The sequence below is a fragment of the Streptococcus sp. UMB0029 genome, from assembly GCF_002871495.1.
Lineage (GTDB): Bacteria > Bacillota > Bacilli > Lactobacillales > Streptococcaceae > Streptococcus.
On record NZ_PNGD01000014.1, the window covers coordinates 21,899 to 41,428 of the forward strand.

General features: G+C 40.7%; 21 protein-coding genes and 2 tRNA genes. 6 read left to right on the top strand and 17 right to left on the bottom strand.

Features of this window, described 5'->3' with window-relative positions; genetic code table 11:
• The 7 genes from prmA to CJ239_RS09575 form a co-directional block, all read right to left on the bottom strand.
• Positions 1 to 951, bottom strand: coding sequence for a 50S ribosomal protein L11 methyltransferase (gene prmA / locus CJ239_RS09545; RefSeq protein WP_102211386.1), 951 nt, complete (start codon positions 949 to 951; stop codon positions 1 to 3).
• Between the two features lie 137 nt (positions 952 to 1,088).
• Positions 1,089 to 1,517: an NUDIX hydrolase gene (locus CJ239_RS09550; RefSeq protein WP_102211387.1), complete on the bottom strand. Its 429-nt coding sequence runs from the start codon at positions 1,515 to 1,517 to the stop codon at positions 1,089 to 1,091.
• A 1-nt stretch (position 1,518) separates the two neighbouring features.
• On the bottom strand, positions 1,519 to 2,586 hold the full coding sequence (locus CJ239_RS09555) for a M50 family metallopeptidase (protein WP_102211388.1): 1,068 nt from the start codon (positions 2,584 to 2,586) through the stop codon (positions 1,519 to 1,521).
• A gap of 18 nt (positions 2,587 to 2,604) precedes the next feature.
• Positions 2,605 to 3,075 (bottom strand): DUF3013 family protein, encoded by a 471-nt coding sequence (locus tag CJ239_RS09560; protein ID WP_102211389.1) that lies wholly within the window; start codon positions 3,073 to 3,075, stop codon positions 2,605 to 2,607.
• 292 nt (positions 3,076 to 3,367) lie between these two features.
• Entirely contained in the window at positions 3,368 to 3,820 is a 453-nt protein-coding gene (locus CJ239_RS09565) for a type II toxin-antitoxin system HicB family antitoxin (protein ID WP_102211390.1), read from the bottom strand.
• Between the two features lie 36 nt (positions 3,821 to 3,856).
• Positions 3,857 to 4,036, bottom strand: coding sequence for a type II toxin-antitoxin system HicA family toxin (locus tag CJ239_RS09570; RefSeq protein ID WP_001132287.1), 180 nt, complete (start codon positions 4,034 to 4,036; stop codon positions 3,857 to 3,859).
• 128 nt (positions 4,037 to 4,164) lie between these two features.
• A complete protein-coding gene (locus CJ239_RS09575) occupies positions 4,165 to 4,371 on the bottom strand; it encodes a hypothetical protein (RefSeq protein WP_102211391.1) in 207 nt (68 codons plus the stop codon).
• A 306-nt stretch (positions 4,372 to 4,677) separates the two neighbouring features.
• On the opposite strand from CJ239_RS09575, the gene CJ239_RS09580 reads away from it, so the two are divergent.
• The 4 genes from CJ239_RS09580 to CJ239_RS09595 all read left to right on the top strand — a co-directional run bounded on the left by CJ239_RS09580 (position 4,678) and on the right by CJ239_RS09595 (position 7,286).
• Positions 4,678 to 5,949, top strand: a complete 1,272-nt coding sequence (locus tag CJ239_RS09580; RefSeq protein WP_102211392.1) for a replication-associated recombination protein A — start codon at positions 4,678 to 4,680, stop codon at positions 5,947 to 5,949.
• Between the two features lie 264 nt (positions 5,950 to 6,213).
• Positions 6,214 to 6,286 (top strand) — tRNA-Lys (locus tag CJ239_RS09585).
• Positions 6,287 to 6,635: 349 nt separating this feature from the next.
• A complete protein-coding gene (locus CJ239_RS09590) occupies positions 6,636 to 7,151 on the top strand; it encodes a DUF308 domain-containing protein (protein ID WP_102211393.1) in 516 nt (171 codons plus the stop codon).
• A 62-nt stretch (positions 7,152 to 7,213) separates the two neighbouring features.
• Positions 7,214 to 7,286 (top strand) — tRNA-Lys (locus tag CJ239_RS09595).
• A 140-nt stretch (positions 7,287 to 7,426) separates the two neighbouring features.
• Here the strand turns inward: CJ239_RS09595 and CJ239_RS09600 are convergent.
• Together CJ239_RS09600 and CJ239_RS09605 are read right to left on the bottom strand one after the other, a co-directional pair.
• Entirely contained in the window at positions 7,427 to 8,515 is a 1,089-nt protein-coding gene (locus CJ239_RS09600; protein WP_004256071.1) for an AI-2E family transporter, read from the bottom strand.
• A gap of 9 nt (positions 8,516 to 8,524) precedes the next feature.
• On the bottom strand, positions 8,525 to 9,814 hold the full coding sequence (locus CJ239_RS09605) for a membrane protein (protein ID WP_001062783.1): 1,290 nt from the start codon (positions 9,812 to 9,814) through the stop codon (positions 8,525 to 8,527).
• Positions 9,815 to 10,618: 804 nt separating this feature from the next.
• Here CJ239_RS09605 and CJ239_RS09615 point away from each other — a divergent pair.
• Positions 10,619 to 11,443 carry a low temperature requirement protein A gene (locus tag CJ239_RS09615; RefSeq protein WP_102211394.1) on the top strand — a complete coding sequence of 275 codons (825 nt, stop codon included), beginning with the start codon at positions 10,619 to 10,621 and terminating at the stop codon, positions 11,441 to 11,443.
• A 433-nt stretch (positions 11,444 to 11,876) separates the two neighbouring features.
• Here CJ239_RS09615 and CJ239_RS09620 read toward each other — a convergent pair whose 3' ends face one another.
• The gene (locus CJ239_RS09620; RefSeq protein WP_180958268.1) at positions 11,877 to 12,332 is read right to left on the bottom strand and encodes a GNAT family N-acetyltransferase; all 456 of its coding nucleotides are present in this window, start codon (positions 12,330 to 12,332) and stop codon (positions 11,877 to 11,879) included.
• 69 nt (positions 12,333 to 12,401) lie between these two features.
• On the opposite strand from CJ239_RS09620, the gene CJ239_RS09625 reads away from it, so the two are divergent.
• Positions 12,402 to 13,061 (top strand): A24 family peptidase, encoded by a 660-nt coding sequence (locus tag CJ239_RS09625; RefSeq protein ID WP_102211396.1) that lies wholly within the window; start codon positions 12,402 to 12,404, stop codon positions 13,059 to 13,061.
• Here CJ239_RS09625 and trpA read toward each other — a convergent pair.
• The 7 genes from trpA to trpE are packed head-to-tail and all read right to left on the bottom strand — an operon-like array spanning position 13,033 to position 19,292.
• On the bottom strand, positions 13,033 to 13,809 hold the full coding sequence (trpA, locus tag CJ239_RS09630) for a tryptophan synthase subunit alpha (RefSeq protein ID WP_102211397.1): 777 nt from the start codon (positions 13,807 to 13,809) through the stop codon (positions 13,033 to 13,035). The genes CJ239_RS09625 and trpA overlap by 29 nt on opposite strands.
• The gene (gene trpB / locus CJ239_RS09635; RefSeq protein ID WP_102211398.1) at positions 13,802 to 15,025 is read right to left on the bottom strand and encodes a tryptophan synthase subunit beta; all 1,224 of its coding nucleotides are present in this window, start codon (positions 15,023 to 15,025) and stop codon (positions 13,802 to 13,804) included. Before trpB ends, trpA begins: the two co-directional genes overlap by 8 nt.
• Positions 15,003 to 15,602, bottom strand: a complete 600-nt coding sequence (locus CJ239_RS09640; RefSeq protein WP_180958264.1) for a phosphoribosylanthranilate isomerase — start codon at positions 15,600 to 15,602, stop codon at positions 15,003 to 15,005. Before CJ239_RS09640 ends, trpB begins: the two co-directional genes overlap by 23 nt.
• Positions 15,589 to 16,356 (bottom strand): indole-3-glycerol phosphate synthase TrpC, encoded by a 768-nt coding sequence (gene trpC / locus CJ239_RS09645; RefSeq protein ID WP_102211400.1) that lies wholly within the window; start codon positions 16,354 to 16,356, stop codon positions 15,589 to 15,591. Before trpC ends, CJ239_RS09640 begins: the two co-directional genes overlap by 14 nt.
• On the bottom strand, positions 16,353 to 17,357 hold the full coding sequence (trpD, locus tag CJ239_RS09650; RefSeq protein ID WP_102211401.1) for an anthranilate phosphoribosyltransferase: 1,005 nt from the start codon (positions 17,355 to 17,357) through the stop codon (positions 16,353 to 16,355). Before trpD ends, trpC begins: the two co-directional genes overlap by 4 nt.
• Positions 17,358 to 17,367: 10 nt before the next feature.
• Positions 17,368 to 17,934 carry an aminodeoxychorismate/anthranilate synthase component II gene (locus CJ239_RS09655; protein ID WP_042900462.1) on the bottom strand — a complete coding sequence of 189 codons (567 nt, stop codon included), beginning with the start codon at positions 17,932 to 17,934 and terminating at the stop codon, positions 17,368 to 17,370.
• A complete protein-coding gene (gene trpE, locus CJ239_RS09660; RefSeq protein WP_102211402.1) occupies positions 17,931 to 19,292 on the bottom strand; it encodes an anthranilate synthase component I in 1,362 nt (453 codons plus the stop codon). The genes CJ239_RS09655 and trpE overlap by 4 nt, the downstream gene beginning before the upstream one ends.
• Between the last annotated feature and the right edge of the window lie 238 nt (positions 19,293 to 19,530).

A 19,530-nucleotide genomic window follows, 5' to 3' on the forward strand; every position in this document is an offset into this window, starting at 1 on the left:
TTAGCCTCCAATCACACCTGAAATATCCTTGGTCTTCTTAAAGACGCAGGCATTCCATTCCCCTTGAATCATGTGAGTTTCGAGGAAAAATCCAGCTGACTCAGCCGACTCGCGCACCATGTCCCACTTGTCCTTGATAATCCCACTCATGATCAGGTATCCTTCATCCTTGACCAAACGATAAGCATCATCTGTCAGATGAATGAGGATATCCGCCAAGATATTAGCCACAATCACATCTGCCTCAATTTCCACACCCTTAAGCAAATCTCCTGCTGCTACATGGATATTTTCCATACCAGGGTTGAGTTCAATATTTTCCTGAGCCACACGAACTGCCACATCATCTAGGTCGTAGGCGAAAATTTCCTTGGCACCTAGAAGCGAGCTGGCAATGGAAAGGACACCTGAACCAGTCCCCACATCCAGCACCGTTTCGCCACCACGAAGGATCTGCTCCAAGGCAAAAAGGCTCATCTTGGTAGTTGGGTGGGTTCCTGTCCCAAAGGCCATCCCTGGATCCAGATTGATAATCTTTTCTCCAGCAGTCGCCTCATAGTCTGTCCAAGACGGCACGATGGTCAAGTCATGAGTAATTCGAGCTGGCTCGTAGTATTTCTTCCAGTTATCGGCCCAGTCTTCTTCAGCCAAGGCAGTAGTGCCCATCTTGACCTCCCCCAAATCCATAAAGTCTGCCAATTCTGCTAGGCGAGCCTGCAAATCTGCCTCAACTGTTGCTACATCAACCGTATCAGGGTAATAGGCTGTCACCACGATTTCTTCTTGCTGCTCAACCTCTGGGAAAATCTCGCCGAAGCGATCCACATTTCCCACATAGTCCATACTGTCTTCGATCGCAACACCTTGCGCCCCCAGCTCAATCAAGAGATTGGAGACCAGCTCCTCCCCCTCACGCTTAACCGTAACTTTTAACTCTTGCCATGTTTCCATATTTAAGATACCAAGCCCGTAAAACACAAAGCCAAAATAGAAACTTTTCTGAAGACGCTTGTGTCTATGAGAAGTTTATCTTTTGGGCACAGTGTTTAGGGCGGGTTCAGTTTAGAAATGTAACCGAACCATCCTTTCTAATCACTTACTTTTAAATAATCCCTCAATCTCCCCTGGAGCTGAGGCACAGCTTGTTTAGACTTCAAAAACTCCTCAATAGGCATCAGTTTATAGACCTGTCCTTCATCCCCAAAGGTAATATTATCAAATTGTTCTTTTCTTAGCTGACCAACCATAAAGACCGATTGCTTGCCTTCAAAGATTACGCTAGGATAAATTTTGCCCCAAAGCAAACAATCTTCATTTAAATGAATTCCCAGTTCCTCATAAACTTCACGCGCTACGCACTCGAAAGGGCTTTCGTCCCCTTCACGACCACCACCTGGCAACTCCCACATGTTGGGACAAGGAATATCGTCCTTGTCATCACGTAAGATAGTCAAGACCTTATCCCCACAAATCAAGGCAATCTTAGATCCTGTAAAATCAGAAATTTCTATTTCCATATTAGACTCCTTCGGCTAATTCCTTTTCCAGCTCGGCTAACCAGTTTTCATAATATCTTTTCTCATCCCGTAACATCCGGCTGCTATTCATTTTCTGTCTAGCAATCTTCATAGTCTTGTGAGTTTGAACTACATCTTTCTTTACCTTAAATTGATACCAGGCTTGAATGACCTGCATATCTGCTGTTTTTAGAGATAAAAAGGATTTGACCCCTCGAATACTTGCATATTCTTCCGCTTTCTTATTATCTCCTTCTATCAGAGCAATTTGAAGAAGGTATAATTGAGAACTAGTTTTAGACATTGGATTATCTGTTTTCTCTAACACAGACTGAAACTGTTGCTTTGCAAGCTCTATATTATCATCCAATATGAATACCAATCCCTGAAGAGTCCGAACACTTTCTGCAAAACTCCCTCTCACATCCTCATCAACAGACATGATAAAGTCTTTTAAATCATATTCTTGAGGAGCTAGCAAGGTCTGGGCAGAATGCCTCAACATCAGGTAGACGTATTTTGTATTTTCAGGGTATTGTAGCAATTCCCAAATTTTTGCTCCATCGGTAATCCCAACTGGCAGAGCATTGAAAAGAAAAAGAGATAAATTTAGACAAATCCAAGTGCCTGCAAAATACCAGTTTGTTGTCAAAAAACCAAAAAGTATTGCCAATAATACCAAGCAAAGGTGAACTATCAAGCCTCCTGAAAGCATCAAGATGATTCTTTGATCGCTTTCATCCTCTTTTAAACCAATGTATTGAGCACCAACATTTTTCAGAATGGCTGTTCTACTAAGATGAAACCTGCCTGACTTTTTGGTCAAAATAAAATGTCCTAACCCAAAAGCCACCAGCCGATAGCCTGTCAAGTAGCCACAAAAAGCATGTCCCAGTTCATGAAGAATAAAGATTACATACATACTTAGAAGAGCGAAGGCATAACCAAAAGTAAAGACTAAAACTGCGGAATACCCCAACTCTGCAAATGCGATGGTTCCACAAGCAAAAGCTAGCATCATCACAAGAACAGACACTGTCTGAATCAAATACGTCACAATTTTTTTCATAAACTCTCCCAATAATCCCTAGTATCTCGGATAAGGATAAAATTCTCCCTCTTCCAAGCCTGCTTTCCCTTCTTCAAAGACTTCTTGGTTCCATTCCATGACGAATTCTTCTGCTTCTGGGTCTTCCAAAAAGTCCATGAGGGCATCCAGCCCAACCTCGGCAGTATCTTTAAGGAACAGCGCAAAATAAGCTAAAAATTCGCGAGAAAAACCTTTTTTAGGCAAGTAAGGGATGACCGTCAAATAGTCTTCTGTATTGACGGTTGACTTGGCAGGATTGTAAAAAAGCACCGCTTCCTCAAAGAGGATATCATCTGATGAAACCTCTCCATCTTCATCCACCATCTCCACACCTGCAGCGTTTTGCGCTTCCAATAGAAAACTCACTTCAACTGCGTGGTTACGCTTGTCCCAGCTAATCTCAAAGTCAAAGGGAAAGTTCTTTTCCAACTCTTCCTCTAAAACATCTAAAAATCCGTATGTTGCCATTTTGTCCTCTTTCTATGCGACTCTTAAATCGCCCCGATTGCTCGGAAATATGCTAAAATAGATACTACCATCTTACCACAAAATTATTTTATGTCCTAATTATACCATATTACCTCATTTAAACCCTTGGTATTAGTGATTTTCTTAAAAGTCAGATTTCTTTATTTTTCCTGAAAAATCAATATAAAAAGCCCTCAAAAGGGCTAAGAAACCTATAAAATCAATAGACAAGTAACTAGCACAATTGGACGTGCTTTTTTTATTAACTAGTACCACTATACCATACTTAATCTTAAGCTTGTATCTTCTTATCTGCAATAGCGTCTGTCAAAGTCTGAGAAAAGTTAAGTCCCATTTCTCGTCCCAACTTATCTGCCCACCTTGGTATGGTCAAGGTCTTTTTAATTGGTTCCTGACTTCCTAGATATTCTGATACATCAACAGATACCATAGAAATAAAAGATTTATCAAGGTCATAGGTTGACACGAAATCTTCATCATCTTTAAAAGGATCATTATCAATTAAAGACAAGCTATTGATATCTGATGGCTGGGGCAAATCTTCATCATTCTCTATCAAATCTGCAACAGTTATGCCTAACCACTCCGAACCCATAGCCAGAGCCTCAGAAATCCCCTCTCCTTGTGTAGCTGAGTATTCAAAATCCGGGAAATGAACAAAATAAGTCGCTTTTACCCCATCTGTATCATCATAATAAAATAAAGCTGGATATGTCACTAACATTTCACTACCTCCATATCAAAAAGCAGGGGCTGAATTTTACAACCCAGCTTGCTTTCTTATCCCTCTTTCAGTGTACTTATTCAGCTCACCATGAGGGATTGTGATAGGTCTTTCCCCTTGCTTCTCCATTTTAATATGGGAGCCTTTACCGCCTCTAGTCTTTATCCAACCATGAGCCGTAAGGAGTTTAACCATCTCTTTTTGTGTCATAGGCATAGCGCTTTTACCTCCTGACAACACCATTATAACACGTGCTACACGTATTGTAAAGAATGAGACGTATTATTCTCTTATACCATCAAAGATCCTAGATTCAGTTCTAAGAGCTTCTAATTTATTCATACCTATTTTTCTAATTCATAATTATTAGAATGAACTTCTTGGTAAGCAAAATCAAGTTTAGGTTTAATTTTTTCATACAAATTCAAAATCTCTTTTGGAGTATCTTCACGAAAGATAAATTGTCTTTCCCCTGAAATAACCTTATCACTAAGAATCCAATAACGAATTTGTTTTGTAAAAATCAAAACTTCCTGACTTGGTAGTTCCATTACTTATCACCTCTCCTTCATTATAATTCATACAATAACATTTAGCAATATTATTTCATAAGTCAGCACTTCCACTTCTTTAGGTTCAACTATCATATTTTGAGTTTTAAGGAAAATCCATTCTCTCATGCTGATACCTCTCTTCATCAAATTAAATGGTCAAAAAGATTCTATCTCACTCCCCAAATGTTACAAAACCATTGAAATATCACAACTAATAGGCTAGAATGGACATAGTAAGATACATTTGGTGAGTTATACTGCTCAAAAAATATGAAACTAAAATCCACGTTAGAAAGGACTACTATGCCAGACAATCTCGCGCTTCGCATGCGCCCTAAAACCATCGACCAGGTCATCGGTCAGGAGCATCTGGTCGGACCTGGAAAAATCATCCGTCGCATGGTGGAAGCCAATCGCCTGTCCTCCATGATTCTCTACGGACCTCCTGGAATCGGTAAAACCAGTATTGCCTCAGCCATCGCTGGGACTACTAAGTATGCCTTTCGAACTTTCAATGCGACAGTTGATAGTAAAAAACGACTGCAAGAAATCGCCGAAGAGGCTAAATTTTCAGGTGGTCTCGTCCTATTACTAGACGAGATTCATCGTCTCGATAAGACCAAGCAAGACTTTCTTCTGCCACTCTTGGAAAGTGGTCTGGTCATCATGATTGGCGCTACGACTGAAAATCCTTTCTTTTCTGTCACTCCTGCCATTCGTAGCCGTGTTCAGATTTTTGAGTTGGAACCTCTGTCTAACCAAGACGTCAAAGAAGCTCTTCAGATAGCTCTAAGTAATCCTGAGCGTGGTTTTGATTTTCCAGTAGAACTAGATGAGGATGCGCTGGATTTCATTGCTACCTCTACAAACGGAGACCTTCGCTCTGCCTTCAACTCACTGGATTTGGCAGTTCTTTCTACCCCTGAGAATGACAAGGGCATTCGCCATATCACCCTAGACATCATGGAAAATAGCCTGCAGCGGAGCTACATTACCATGGATAAGGACGGAGATGGCCACTATGATGTTCTCTCAGCCCTGCAAAAGTCTATCCGTGGCTCAGATGTGGATGCTAGTCTTCACTATGCTGCCCGCTTGATTGAGGCTGGGGATCTGCCAAGTCTCGCTCGTCGTTTGACTGTTATCGCTTATGAAGATATCGGTTTGGCCAATCCTGAAGCTCAGATTCACACCGTGACTGCTCTGGATGCTGCACAAAGGATTGGTTTCCCAGAAGCCCGCATTCTCATTGCCAATGTCGTGATTGATTTGGCCCTTTCTCCAAAATCCAACTCAGCCTATGTAGCTATGGATAAGGCGCTTGCCGACCTCAAAACATCAGGGCACTTGCCTATTCCGCGACACCTGCGTGATGGGCACTACAGTGGAAGCAAGGAACTGGGGAATGCCCAAGACTATCTCTATCCACACAACTATCCTGGAAATTGGATTAAACAAGACTATCTGCCAGAAAAAATTCGCAATCATCACTATTTCCAAGCAGAAGATACTGGTAAATATGAACGGGCTTTGGCTCAAAGAAAGGAAGCTATCGACCGTTTGCGAAAAATCTGAAATCCTTTTCAAAAAATTGCGCTTTCCTCTTGATTTTTTTTGAAAAAGTGGTATCATATAAACATAGAAACGCTGTGGTGTACGACTTCACACTTAAGTGTTGACCGACTATTTTTTGTATTATTAGGGAAACAAAAGTCTTCTAACAGCATGTAGGCCGTCTCACACGGAAACAGCTTCAGTTAGAGCGAGTTGCCCACCTGCTTAATTGCGCGGGTTCAATACAAACCGTGAAGTTTCGGCACCAATACAGCTTTTTTCTTTGCCTCCTTAGCTCAGCTGGCAGAGCAGCGGACTCTTAATCCGTGGGTCACAGGTTCGATCCCTGTAGGGGGCATCTAAATACAACAGGAAAAAGCCTTGTAAATCAAGGCTTTTTTTGCTTGTCTATAACTGATTTACCCCATCATTTGTCCCACATTTTAAATCTATCTTTTCTTTTTGAATCAAATTACATCTTTACAAATAGTGTAAAGCCAGTTACTTTTGCTTTGATGCCATACAATATTTTCATGTAGAGAAGACAAATTTTATCTTCTCTTTTTATTTTCAAAATAATAAAAACTGATTTTCTTTTCATAAATCAGACTGAAACTTCCAAATTTTCCATTTTGTTTATTGACATTTCCTCTAAAAAGGTGTATAATATTTTTATTATCAAACTATACTATATAGGGGGTATTGAAATGAAATTTTCTAATCGTTTACTGCTATTCCTTGCAGGAGTTGTTTTTGTCCTTTTAGGACTTTTCCTATTTACAAACCCAGTAGCTAATCTTGTTGCTTACAGCTGGTGGATTGCATTTGGTTTACTGGTTTCTTCTATAGCAGCTATTTTAGGCTATTTCTCTGTACCAAAAGAGCTTCGCTCACCAGCTCATCTTTTCCAAGGGATTGTTAATCTTCTCTTAGCTCTTTACCTCGTTGCCTATGGCTTTGTGACGCTGCCAGTTGTCATTCCAACTATTTTAGGAATTTGGTTAATTGTAGAAGCCATTATAGTTTTCTTTAAAGGCAATCGTCTGGCATTGATTTTCCCTATTATTGGCAACCATATCATGTGGATAGCGTTGCTTGCATTTTTACTAGGTCTAGTGATTTTGTTCAATCCAGTAGCTACAAGTGTCTTTGTCGTTTATGTCGTTGCCTTTGCATTTTTAATTGTTGGTTTCACCTATATCCTTGATGCCTTTCGTAAATAATCTAGCTGCCATTTTGGGCATATTAAAATAGCTGGGAAGTTACATTCTCAGCTTTTTCTGTTGCCTCCTTAGCTCAGTTGGTAGAGCAGTAGACTCTTAAGCTATGGGGCGCAGGTTCGAGCCCTGCAGGGGGCACATCTAAATCAACAGAAATAAGCCTTGAAACCAAGGCTTTTTTTAACGTCTAATAGCTTTTTGTAGAAAAGTATTTAAAAATAAAAGAGAAGAGAATCTCTCACTCTCTTCTCAGTATATCTTATTAAATTTAGTTTTTCTTAATCTAGCTGATTTTCCTTTGCAACGACAAATTCCTTAACCAATCGATAGATAACAGCAAATATCGGTGTAAAGAATATCATCCCAAGTAAGCCAAAGAGATTGCCTCCAATACTAGCAGCCGCAAGCGTGAAAATAGCTGGCAAACCAATAGACTGACCTACAACTCTAGGATAAATAAGGTTTCCTTCAATCAGCTGTATAACTTGATATAGAAGAAGAGAAAGTAAGGCTTGAGTAGGACTCACTGTGAAGATAAAAATCGCTCCCACAACACAAGCAATCATAGGCCCTACATAAGGAATGAACGATAGCACTCCTGCAAAGATACCTGTCATTACTCCATAGGGTATCCCAAACACGCTGTAACCAACCGCTATCATAACTCCTATGATAACTGCTTCAATCAGCTGACTCATCAAAAATTGGTCATAAGTCTCTAGTGCTACTTGTCCAATGTAAGTCAACTTTATCACCACCTTCTCTGGAAGAAAAACTTTTAGAAGTCGACTCGTCATCGCTGCCAAATGTTCCTTACTGGATAAAAATAAAAAGGTGAAGACTATAATCAAAAAGGCATTCATCAAACTTGAAAAAATATTGCCGATATTACTAGTCAGACCTGATAAAAAACCTATCAAAGCTTGGCTAATAGAACTAGATTGTCCCTGTATGCCTGATACGATAGTTGACAACATGTCTTTGGTTACAAATTCCGAGCTGCCTAGCAATTTCCCAAGTTGAGTAAGGACTGTTGAAAGGACTGTTCCCAGCTGACTAATAGTCTGGGCTAGGGTTGGCAGCACCAAAACCAAAAGAGCAATCACGATTAAGATAAGAGCTAGGAAAACAAGTACCATGGCAATCGGACGACGCAACTCTGCCTTTACCTTCAATTTAACTAAGTACTGTTCAATTTTTTTCATAGGAACATTAAGCACAAAAGCAATAACAGCACCATAAATCAAGGTTGATATTACATCAAAGAGAGAGATTGCTCCTGATATAAAGCTCGATGCATTCAGAATTACAAGAGCAACCAGCCCTATAAAAAGTATTAACGGGGTGTATTTTTTTACTAAGTTCATAAATTCTCCTTAATAAACATGTTTAGATACGACTATACTATTTGGTTTTTCAAACTCTCGATTAAGGTAGGCTTGGTAAGTTCCTGGAGCGATAAATCCTTTGGGTGAGAGGATATCGGTGCCAGCCTGACCGACTATGGTATCAGCCAAGAGCACACAGTTTGTAGATAAGACAAAGTAGGATTTAAACTTAGATTTGATAAATTTATAAAGTTCCCCATCTGTCTCATGTCTGATTTTATAAGCGTAGGTGTAGTCTTCCTTACCATCACCTGTCATGATTTTATCTGCACTTGGCTCCCATGGAATCGTCAGTTGTTTCAATTCAGCCAACTTTTTCTGAACTGCTTTTTCCATTTCAGGCGTCAAATCTATCCCATAACCAAAAAGCGTTTTTTGACTCTCACGTTTACATAGGTCAATGTACTTGTCACGATCACAGAAATATAAGACACCATCTCCTACCATGCCAAATAAGGTCTCAGAAGACGGATCATAGTTGCCATAAGAAATAACACGGCCTTGATAGCAGATATCCACATGACCAATTGCCGAAAACAGAGAGGTCTCAGCTGTATGAACAAAAATTTCAAGCTCCGCTGTCTTACCAGACTTCACCATTCCAAGATGGATATCCTCTCTCTCATCAGCATTTTCCTGCATGAATTTGTTGATTTTTGCTAAAGTTCTTGCAGGGATGAGAGCGGCTAGGACAATAGGTAAGCTAATTCTAATGCGACGTTTGAGATGGTTTTTCCCAATTTCCTCCTCAAACAAGAAACCATCACGGATATTGGACACACCATAAAGGAAAAAATAAGCCCCTAATACAAAGAGTTGAAAGACAGAATTTCCTGTAGAGGACAAAAGACTAGTCCCACCAAGAAAAACTAGTACGAGTCCATCTAGTAAGAGACGAAAACGAGGTCGAATTTTGTTTTTGCGGTAGAGAACATAGGTGACAAGGTTAATACTAGCATGAAAAATCTGATAAACTCCAATCACAAGAGCCAAAATATAAATCGGCACATCCGTCGCAAGATTGGAGCCAAGCAAATATCCCAGCACTAACAATTTAACCAGTGCAACTCCCAAGGTGTCCGTTGACTGACTTTTTTTGAAAATACGTAATACTAAATCTAAGACCGTTGCTATCCAAGCTAAAAACAGAACCAGTCGAATAACCTTTACTGGCAACCAAGTCCCCGTGACCATCAAGATGAGACCTAGCAGAACAAACAAGAACCCCTGAGCAAGTAATTTCTTACCTGTCAGACCTAAAGATAGAATTTTCGCCATATAAAAACCTTTCAACAATAAAAATTAAACACTCCGATTAAACTGACTAGTAAATAGCCAACACTACAAACAGCCTGTGCCAGCAACATATGGTGACTAGAAATGACTGTAGTAATGTCACCATCTTGTCTTATGCACTTCTAAAATTTGTTATATTGATTAGAAGCCAGAGCTTATAAAAACTAGCTAAACTCGAGAGATAGACACAATTGCGACGAAAAAATGTATAACCAATTCAACTTGTTAAGGTAAGAAAGCATTATTTCCAATCTATTAATTATTCATCTATTACCTATTATGACACAATATTCCCTATAGTTCAACTTTTTACTTGTTTTTATATTACACGGACTAAAAAGTTTTCAACAGTTGATTGCATTTGTTTTAATAAGTTTTAACCTTTCTTGGTTAGATAAAAAAAGAACCATACAGTTTAGAATCTGTATGGTTTTTGCCCCACTTTTGTCCCATTTTTAAATCATGACATTGAAAATACCTAAAATCACTTATATTTCAATATTTTTAATTGCTCTCAATATGAAAGTCCTTTCCAAATCCCTGTAGGGGGCATCTAAATCAACAGGAAAAAGCCTTGATTTACAAGGCTTTTTTGTGTAGTCTTAGCACTAAAAAACGATAGAAAAAACACCCCTTCTGAACTGCACCCCAAAAGTTAGACAGAAAAAACCTAACTTTTGTGGCGCAGTTCATTCGCGTCACATGAAGTTATTTAAGCATCTCCTTTTTTTTTATTACCATTTTCTGTTATAATAAATTGTACTTCTAAAATAGAAAGGTCTTAAGATGACAACTCTTGTTAAACATAAACGTGTAAATTATTCAGAACTTTTTTATGATCTAGTTTTTGTTTTTGCGATTTCAAAAGTAACTGCTTTAATTCACCATCTTCATAACGGTATTTTGACTTGGAATTCTTTGCTTGATTTTTTCATGTCTGTCTTGCTTCTCATCAATGCCTGGATGATTCAAACCGTTTATACCAATCGCTATGGAAAGAACTCTTTATTTAACATGCTAATCATGTTTATCAATATGGGACTTTTACTCTTTATATCCAATTTGATTAAAGATGATTGGCAACAATATTTTCATTATGTCTGTTGGGCTATTGGTACATTAACCCTTACCTTATTTTTTCAATATTTGGTTGAGTTTTTTAAAAAATCAACCGATAATGTTCATAGGGAAAGTATCAAAGGTTTTCTATGGATAACAGGTCTACGAAGTTTAGAAATCTATCTAGCAGCTCTTCTTCCTATTTTCATTGGACTTCTTATGATGACCGTTTCGATGAGTTTTCTTCTGAATCCTGAAACTAATCTTCTCTTTGCAACCAGCTTCTTTTATATCGGAATTGGCCTCTTCCAAGCTGCTGTCCTAGCAAATGGGCCCTATAACAAACACTATCTTCGCTATTCGAAAAGTTACTACTGTGTCCAAGCTACACTCTATCTGGCTGCCTTGATTCTCTCTTTAATCTTTGCTTCTAATCCTATAATAGTAGTAAGTATTACAACCATTTTAGCTCTAGCTATAGCTATTCATTCTATTTATTTTTATATGACACAGACTAAAAAACATTCCACACCTTACTGGGAGTTGTTTTAATGAGTTTATAAGATTAAAAAGCTTTGGGAACCAAGGCTTTTTTTTCATTAATTTGTTTTTCCATTTTATCCTCCAATTTGATCTCGCACTGACATTTATTTATAACAAAACTATATATCTAGAATAGCATAATCATTAGGTATTATAGGTTTTCAAACCAAATACGAGTCATTCGTTTTTGCCCCACTTTTGCCCCATTTTTAAATCCTGACATTGAAAACACCTAAAAGTATTTCCCTAAAATCAGCTATATTTCAACATTTTTGTTTATTTTCAATATGAAAAGTTCTTACAAATCCATGTAGGGGGCATCTAATACAACAGGAAAAGCCTTGGAATCAAGGCTTTTTTGTATATCTCTTCTACTTTTGGTCAACAATGGATAAGTTAAGCAATATTTTTGTTCGCTTTCTTTATATTTGTAATTAAACGCCTATCTCCCCTTCTTCATAACGTATTTCCTTTCAGGTACTTCAACCATCTGAACGATTTCAAATCCTTCTTTTTGGTAAAGATTGTGAGCTGTTTGATTTGCCTCGTAGACATTTAGAGAAATAGTATCTATGTCTTCATTTTCAAATGCCAAACTAACAAATTTCCTTAAAGCCTGACTACCTAAGCCCTGCCCCTGCTTCTGAGGGTTGATAAAAAATCTCCCGATATGAAGATTCCTGCCTTCTAGCCTGATTTTCTGGATAAGCCCCACAAACTCTTGTCCTTCAAAGATTGAAAAGATTCCTTCCAAATCTTGCAAAACTTGAATTGTCAAGGGAAAAGGAATCATTGTTCCCATCCATTGTTCTTGAAAGGATTTACCAAGGGAGTTGGACCATTGGCATACGAGCTGAGCATTTTCTGTGCCCACATTTTCTTCAAAACGAATTGTCATCTTGACCTCACTATCTTGTTTATGTTTCTCCATTATACTACTTCTCCCATTTTTTACGAATAGATAAGTATGATTGATATTTATTTTTTTCTTGTCGGGAGCATTCTCGCTTCCTTTCTTGGTTTAGTTATTGACCGTTTCCCAGAACATTCCATTATCCGACCGGCTAGTCACTGCGATTCCTGTCAGACTCGCTTGCGTCCCTTAGATTTGATTCCTATTCTCTCGCAGGTGCTCAATCGCTTTCGCTGTCGCTACTGCAAGGCTCCTTATCCAGTCTGGTATGTCCTCTTTGAACTAGGCTTAGGACTTATCTTTCTGCTTTACTCTTGGGAATTGCTTCCCTTGGGGCAAGTCATCCTAATCACTGCGGGTTTGACCTTGGGTATCTACGACTTGCGCCATCAGGAATATCCCTTGCTGGTCTGGATTGTCTTTCATCTACTCCTAATGGTCTGCTCTGGTTGGAATCTAGTCATGGTCTTCTTCCTTGTCCTTGGAATTTTGGCGCATTTTATCGATATCCGCATGGGGGCAGGAGATTTCCTCTTTCTGGCTTCTTGTGCTCTCGTCTTTAGCGTAACCGAATTATTGATCTTGATTCAGTTCGCTTCTGCTACAGGGATTCTTGCCTTTCTCCTACAAAAGAAAAAGGAAAGACTTCCTTTTGTGCCTTTCCTCTTACTTGCTGCTTGCATGATTATTTTTGGTAAGCTACTGCTTGTTTGATAAAGTCCTGAATTTGCTCTCCTTCATGGAGAGCTTTTACAATTTTCGAACCAACGATAACGCCATCTGATACCGCATTAAAGCGTTCTACATCGGCTTGACTAGATACGCCAAATCCTGTCAAGACTGGGATGTCGACCACTTGATGCAATTGTGCCAAGTGCTTGTCCAAGTCTGCACGGTAGTTGCCTGATTTCCCTGTCACCCCATTGATAGCAACGGCGTAAACAAAGCCTTCTGCCCCTTCAATCAACTCTTTCTGACGCTCAATCCCTGTGGTCAAGCTTACTAAAGGAATCAAAGCAATGTCTGTGTCTGCCAAAAATGGTTCTACAAAGTTGGCATGCTCATGAGGCAGGTCTGGAATAATCAAGCCCTTAACCGCTGTATCTGCCAAATCTTTGACAAAGTTCTCCACACCGTACTGAAAGAGGGGGTTGAAGTAGGTCATGATGACCAGTGGAACCTCTGTTTCAATGGTTTTCAAGGTTTCAACCAAAGCCTGGGTAGAGGTCCCGTGGGCTAAACTGCGCAAGCCAGCTTCTTCGATAACAGGTCCATCTGCAACAGGGTCTGAAAAGGGAATACCCACTTCAATAGCCGAAACACCCAAATCTTCTAAAAAGTTGATTGTTTCAGCGAGTCCAGCCAAACCTTTCTCGTGGTCTCCAGCCATGATATAGGGAACAAAAATTCCTTTTCCAGCTGCTTTAATAGCGTTTAATTTTTCTGTTAGTGTCTTAGGCATGAGATTCTCCCTTCTTTGCTGCATCTGCTTCCAAGCGGTCTTTGACTTGAACCACATCCTTGTCACCACGACCTGATAGACAGACAATCATGGACTTGTCTGGTCCAAGTTCTTTGGCCAATTTCACTGCAAAAGCGATAGCATGGCTAGATTCCAAGGCTGGGATAATCCCTTCCACACGAGACAAGAGTTGGAATCCTTCCAAAGCTTCCTCGTCTGTCACAGGAACATAGCTGGCACGCTTGATATCGTGGTAATGAGAATGTTCTGGACCGATACCAGGATAATCCAAACCTGCTGAGATAGAGAAGGCTTCAAGAATTTGACCATGAGCATCTTGGAGCACATCCATGAGAGAACCGTGGAGGACACCTGGACGTCCCTTGGTCAAGGTCGCTGCGTGGTGCTCTGTATCCACACCAAGTCCTGCTGCTTCAGCCCCATACATGGCTACTGACTCATCTTCTACAAATGGATGGAAGAGCCCGATAGCATTAGAACCACCACCAACACAGGCTACTAGGGCATCTGGTAAATCTTGGCCTGTCAAGTCACGGTACTGTTGTTTGGCTTCTCGACCAATGACACTTTGGAAGTCACGAACGATTTCTGGGAAAGGATGAGGTCCCAAGGCAGAACCAAGGATATAGTGGGTATCATCGATATTTGCCACCCATGAACGAAGGGCTGCATTGACCGCATCCTTGAGCACGCGCGAACCATCTGTCACAGCCTCAACCTTGGCTCCCAAAAGTTCCATACGGAAGACATTAAGGGCTTGGCGTTTAACATCTTCCTCACCCATGTAGATGGTACATTCCATGTTAAAGAGGGCCGCAGCTGTTGCAGTTGCCACACCGTGCTGACCAGCACCAGTTTCTGCGATAATTTTCTTTTTGCCCATGCGTTTAGCGAGGAGAACTTGTCCCAAGGCATTGTTAATCTTGTGGGCTCCTGTATGGTTAAGGTCTTCCCGTTTGAGATAAATCTTGGCTCCGCCGATATGCTGGGTCAAGTTTTTTGCGTAGTAAAGAGGAGTTTCACGCCCCACATACTGGCGTAAGAGTTGGTTTAATTCCTCTTGGAAACTTGGGTCTGCTTGACTTTCACGATAGGCCTTCTCCAACTCCAAAACTGCTGTCATCAATGTTTCTGGGACGAAACGTCCGCCGAATTTTCCGTAAAATCCATCTTTATTTGGTTCTTGATATGCCATGCTTTACCCTCTCTATAAATCTTCTAATCTTTTTATGATCTTTTTGTCCATCTGTCTCCACTCCGCTCGATACATCTACTGCATAGGGAGTAAAGTGTTGAATTGCTTTTACTATATTGTCTTCATTAAGGCCACCTGCGATAAAGAAAGGCTGAGTTAGTCCAATCGTATCCAGTTGAGCCCAGTCAAAGGTCTGCCCACTTCCTGCCACAGGGGCATCAAAGAGGAGATAGTCTGCCTGAGAATTGGGCACATGACCCTCTCCATCCACCTGCACAGCCTGAATACTGGCACAGGGCAAATCCTCAAACAAATCATCCGCTATCTGACCGTGAACTTGAACCAAATCCAAGCCAACTTTGTCAATCGCTTCCAGCAGTTGAGCTCGACTTGGTGAAACAAATACACCAACCTTTTTTACGTCTACAGGAATAAACTTTGCCAGCTCAGCAGCCTGATCCAAGGTCACTTGTCTTTTACTAGGTGCGAAGACAAAACCGATATAGTCGGCTCCTGCTGAAACGGCTGTTTCTACCGCTTCTTTGGTCGATAATCCGCAAATTTTAACCTTTGTCAATCTGCAACTCCTTGATTCTCTGGGCCACATCTTCTGCCTGCATAAGAGCTGTCCCAACTAAAATTCCGTTAAAGTATGGCGCTACTCGTTCCGCATCCTGCCCTGTGAAAATGGCAGATTCAGAAATGTACAAGCAATCATCTTTGAAATGTTTAGCCAAATCTACACTGGTCTGCAAGTCGACTTCAAAGGTGGTTAAGTTGCGGTTATTGACCCCGATAATCTCAGCACCAAGTCTGTGGGCTACTTCTAGTTCAGCAAGATTGTGAGTTTCCACCAAGACTTCCAGACCAAGCTCTGTCGCATAGTCATACAGTTCCTTAAGACGTTCTTCGGACAAGGCAGCCACAATGAGCAAGATGACTGTCGCACCGGCATTGCGAGCGCGGATGATTTGCTTTTCATCGATGATAAAGTCCTTGTTCAGCGTTGGAATCTGTACCTGACTGGAAATCTCCCGTAGATAATCCAAATGACCTTTAAAGAAAACTTCATCTGTCAAAACCGAAATCATTACTGCGCCATTCGCTTCATAAGTCTGGGCCTGTTGCACAATATCTAAATCGAGGTTGATATCTCCCAGACTAGGGCTAGCCTTCTTGACTTCAGCGATTACCTGCAAGCGATCCTGATGATTTTTCAAAAATTCTGCCAAGCGATAGGTCTGGCGCAAGGGCTGGATTTGCTCCAGCTCCATCTGCTCAACCTCACGCGCCTTCTGCTCCAAGATTCGTGCTAAAAATTCCTGACTCATTTTTGGTACTCCTGTAACAGTCTGAGTTTTTCAAGGGCCTTGCCACTAGCAATGACTTGACGGGCTAAGGCAACTCCTTCCTTGATACTAGCTACCTTACCATTAGCATAGAAACCAAGACCAGCATTTAAGACCGTAGTTTCCAAGAATGGACTTGGTTCGTTTTTAAGAACACTGAGCAAAATTTCTGCATTTTCCTGAGCATTGCCTCCACGAATATCTTCGATAGCGTAGCCTTCCATACCCAAATCCTCTGGAGTAAAGCTTGACAAGGTGATTTCGCCATTTTCAAGAAGTGCAATCTTGGTTGTTCCGTTCAAGCCGGCTTCATCTAGCCCTTCTGGCCCAGCAACCACAATGGCACGTTTGCGACCCATATTTTTCAAAACCTGAGCTGTACTTTCTAGAAGTTCTGGACGACTAATTCCAAGAAGCTGTGTTTCCAAAGCCATTGGGTGAATCAGTGGACCAGTCAAGTTCATAATCGTTGGAATTCCCAATTCCAAACGAGCTGGCATGATGTATTTCATGGCTGGGTGCATATTTTTAGCAAAGAGAAAGACGATTCCAGTTTTATCAAAGACCTTACCTAGTTCAGCTGGTTTGAGATCTAGGTTGATGCCCAAGGCTTCGAGGACATCTGCAGAACCAGATTTAGAAGAAATCGAGCGGTTACCGTGTTTTGCCATATGAACACCGCCACCAGCCAAGACAAAGGCTGCAGTTGTGGAAATATTAAAACTGAAAGACTTGTCCCCACCTGTACCACAGTTGTCCATGGCATCATGAATTTCAGTTGGAATGTGTTGGGCATGACCTCTCATGACTTGGGCAATGGCTGTGCGTTCTTCAGGTGTTTCCCCCTTCATCTTAAGAGCCAATAGAAGAGAAGCAATCTGCGCCTCTGTTACACGCCCAGTTACGATACGCTCAATGACATCCGTCATTTCCACACCTGATAAATTTTCAAATTTTGCTAGTTTTTCAATAATCTCTTTCATCCTAGTTTCCTCACTTTACAACCTTCTCGATAAAATTCCGAATAGAAGACAAGCCATCTGGCGTTCCGATACTTTCTGGATGGTATTGGAAGCCATAAATCGGTAGGTTTTTATGTTGAATTCCCATAATGGCCTGATCATCAGTCGAACGAGCTGTCACTTCAAACTCTTCTGGCATTTCTTCAATTAAAATACTGTGATAACGCATGACCGCACGGCCATCCTCGATGCCTTGATACAAAACGGATGGCGCTTCAAAGCTGATATTGCTCTGTTTCCCATGCATGACTTTTGGCGCCAAACCTAACTTACCACCAAAGACTTCTGCAATGGCTTGGTGCCCCAAACAAATCCCTAGAATTGGTTTCTTGCCTGCAAAATCACGAATCATATCTTCCATCTTACCAGCATCAACTGGCCAACCAGGACCAGGAGAAAAGACCAGACCATCTGCTTTTTCAGCTTCTTCATACAGCTTGGGATCATCATTTCTCAAGACCTGTACTTCTGCAAAATTCCCAATGTATTGGGCCAAGTTATAGGTAAAAGAATCATAGTTATCAATCAATAAAATCATGGTCTTAGTTCTCCAATTCTAGTCATAGATTTAGCTTTGTTAATGGTTTCTTGGTATTCGTTTTGGGCGATAGAGTCGTAGACAATCCCTGCCCCAGCCTGCACATAGGCTCTTTGATTTTTGAGAATCATAGTTCGGATAGCGATGGCGAAATCCATATCACCTGTCGCCGACAAGTAGCCGATTGCTCCTGCGTATACTCCCCGTTTTTCTGTTTCCAATTCATAGATACGTCTCATAGCTCGAATCTTTGGTGCTCCTGAAACTGTTCCAGCAGGAAGTGTTGATTTTAAAGCATCCATAGCAGTGAGTTCTGGAAGCAAACGCCCCTTGACAACACTAGTCAAATGCATGACGTAGCGGAAGAGCTCCACTTCCATATACTTGGTAACTTGGACACTTGCCGTTTCAGAGATGCGACCAATATCATTGCGTCCCAAGTCTACCAACATCCGATGTTCTGCTGTTTCCTTCTCATCAGAAAGCAGGTCTGTCGCTAAGGCCTTGTCCTCTTCATCCGTAGCTCCTCTTGGTCGTGTACCCGCAATCGGATTGGTTGTCACGATGCCATTTTTGACGGAAACCAAACTTTCTGGACTGGCACCGATGATTTGATAATCCCCAAAATCATAGAAATAGAGATAATTAGATGGGTTGGTCACGCGGAGATTTCTGTAAAAGTCAAATGGATTTCCAGTAACTTCTGCTGAGAAGCGCTGACTGAGCACGCATTGGAACATGTCACCATTTCGAATCAAGTCACGAGCTGTTTCTACCATTTCCTCAAACTTCTGAGGAGCGATATGGGGTTTGAAGTCAAGTGGTGATAAATCCAAATCTTCAAATTCATTTGGAGCAGGAATGTGTAATTCCTCAAGCACTTGGTTCAAGGATTTTTCCAAATCTTCTTGACTACGCTCACTGTAAAGAGCATCCTCTATGACATGGATTTTTTCCTTCTTGTGGTCAAAGACCATGTAACTCTCATAGACAAAGAAATGCATGTCTGGCGTTCCAATTGTATCTTCTGGAATTTGACCAATTTCTTCATAAAGTGAAATCATATCGTAACCCACAAAGCCAATTGCCCCACCACCAAAAGGTAGATCTGAGTTGTGCTGGCTCTTATGAGTCACTTGATAAAGGAAATCCAAGGGATCTCGATCAAGCACTTTCCCATTTTGATAAAGAACTCCATTTTCAAACTTAATCTCAAAAACTGGATTATAGGCTAGGATAGAAAAACGAGCTGTTTCCTTGTCTCTCGGAATACTCTCTAAGATAACCTTGTGTTGCCCCTTTAGGCGCATATAAGCTAAGATTGGTGATAAGACATCTCCATGAATGATTCGTTCCATAGTATTTTCCCTTTCAGTTCTTTTCTTTGTAGACTTTTAGTCTTAATTTATGATTTTTTTCTATTTCCCTTAAATAGTGCGGATGGGAGGTAAAATTATCCAGTGGATGATTTTAGCAATCCAGGAAATGAAAGACCTAATTTTTGAGCTCCTCGCTCATTCATTTCTAGGCTCAGGCTAAAATAGTTCCCCGAACTATTTTACTCTCAAAAATTCCGTTCTAGAGAAGCATCTTTGC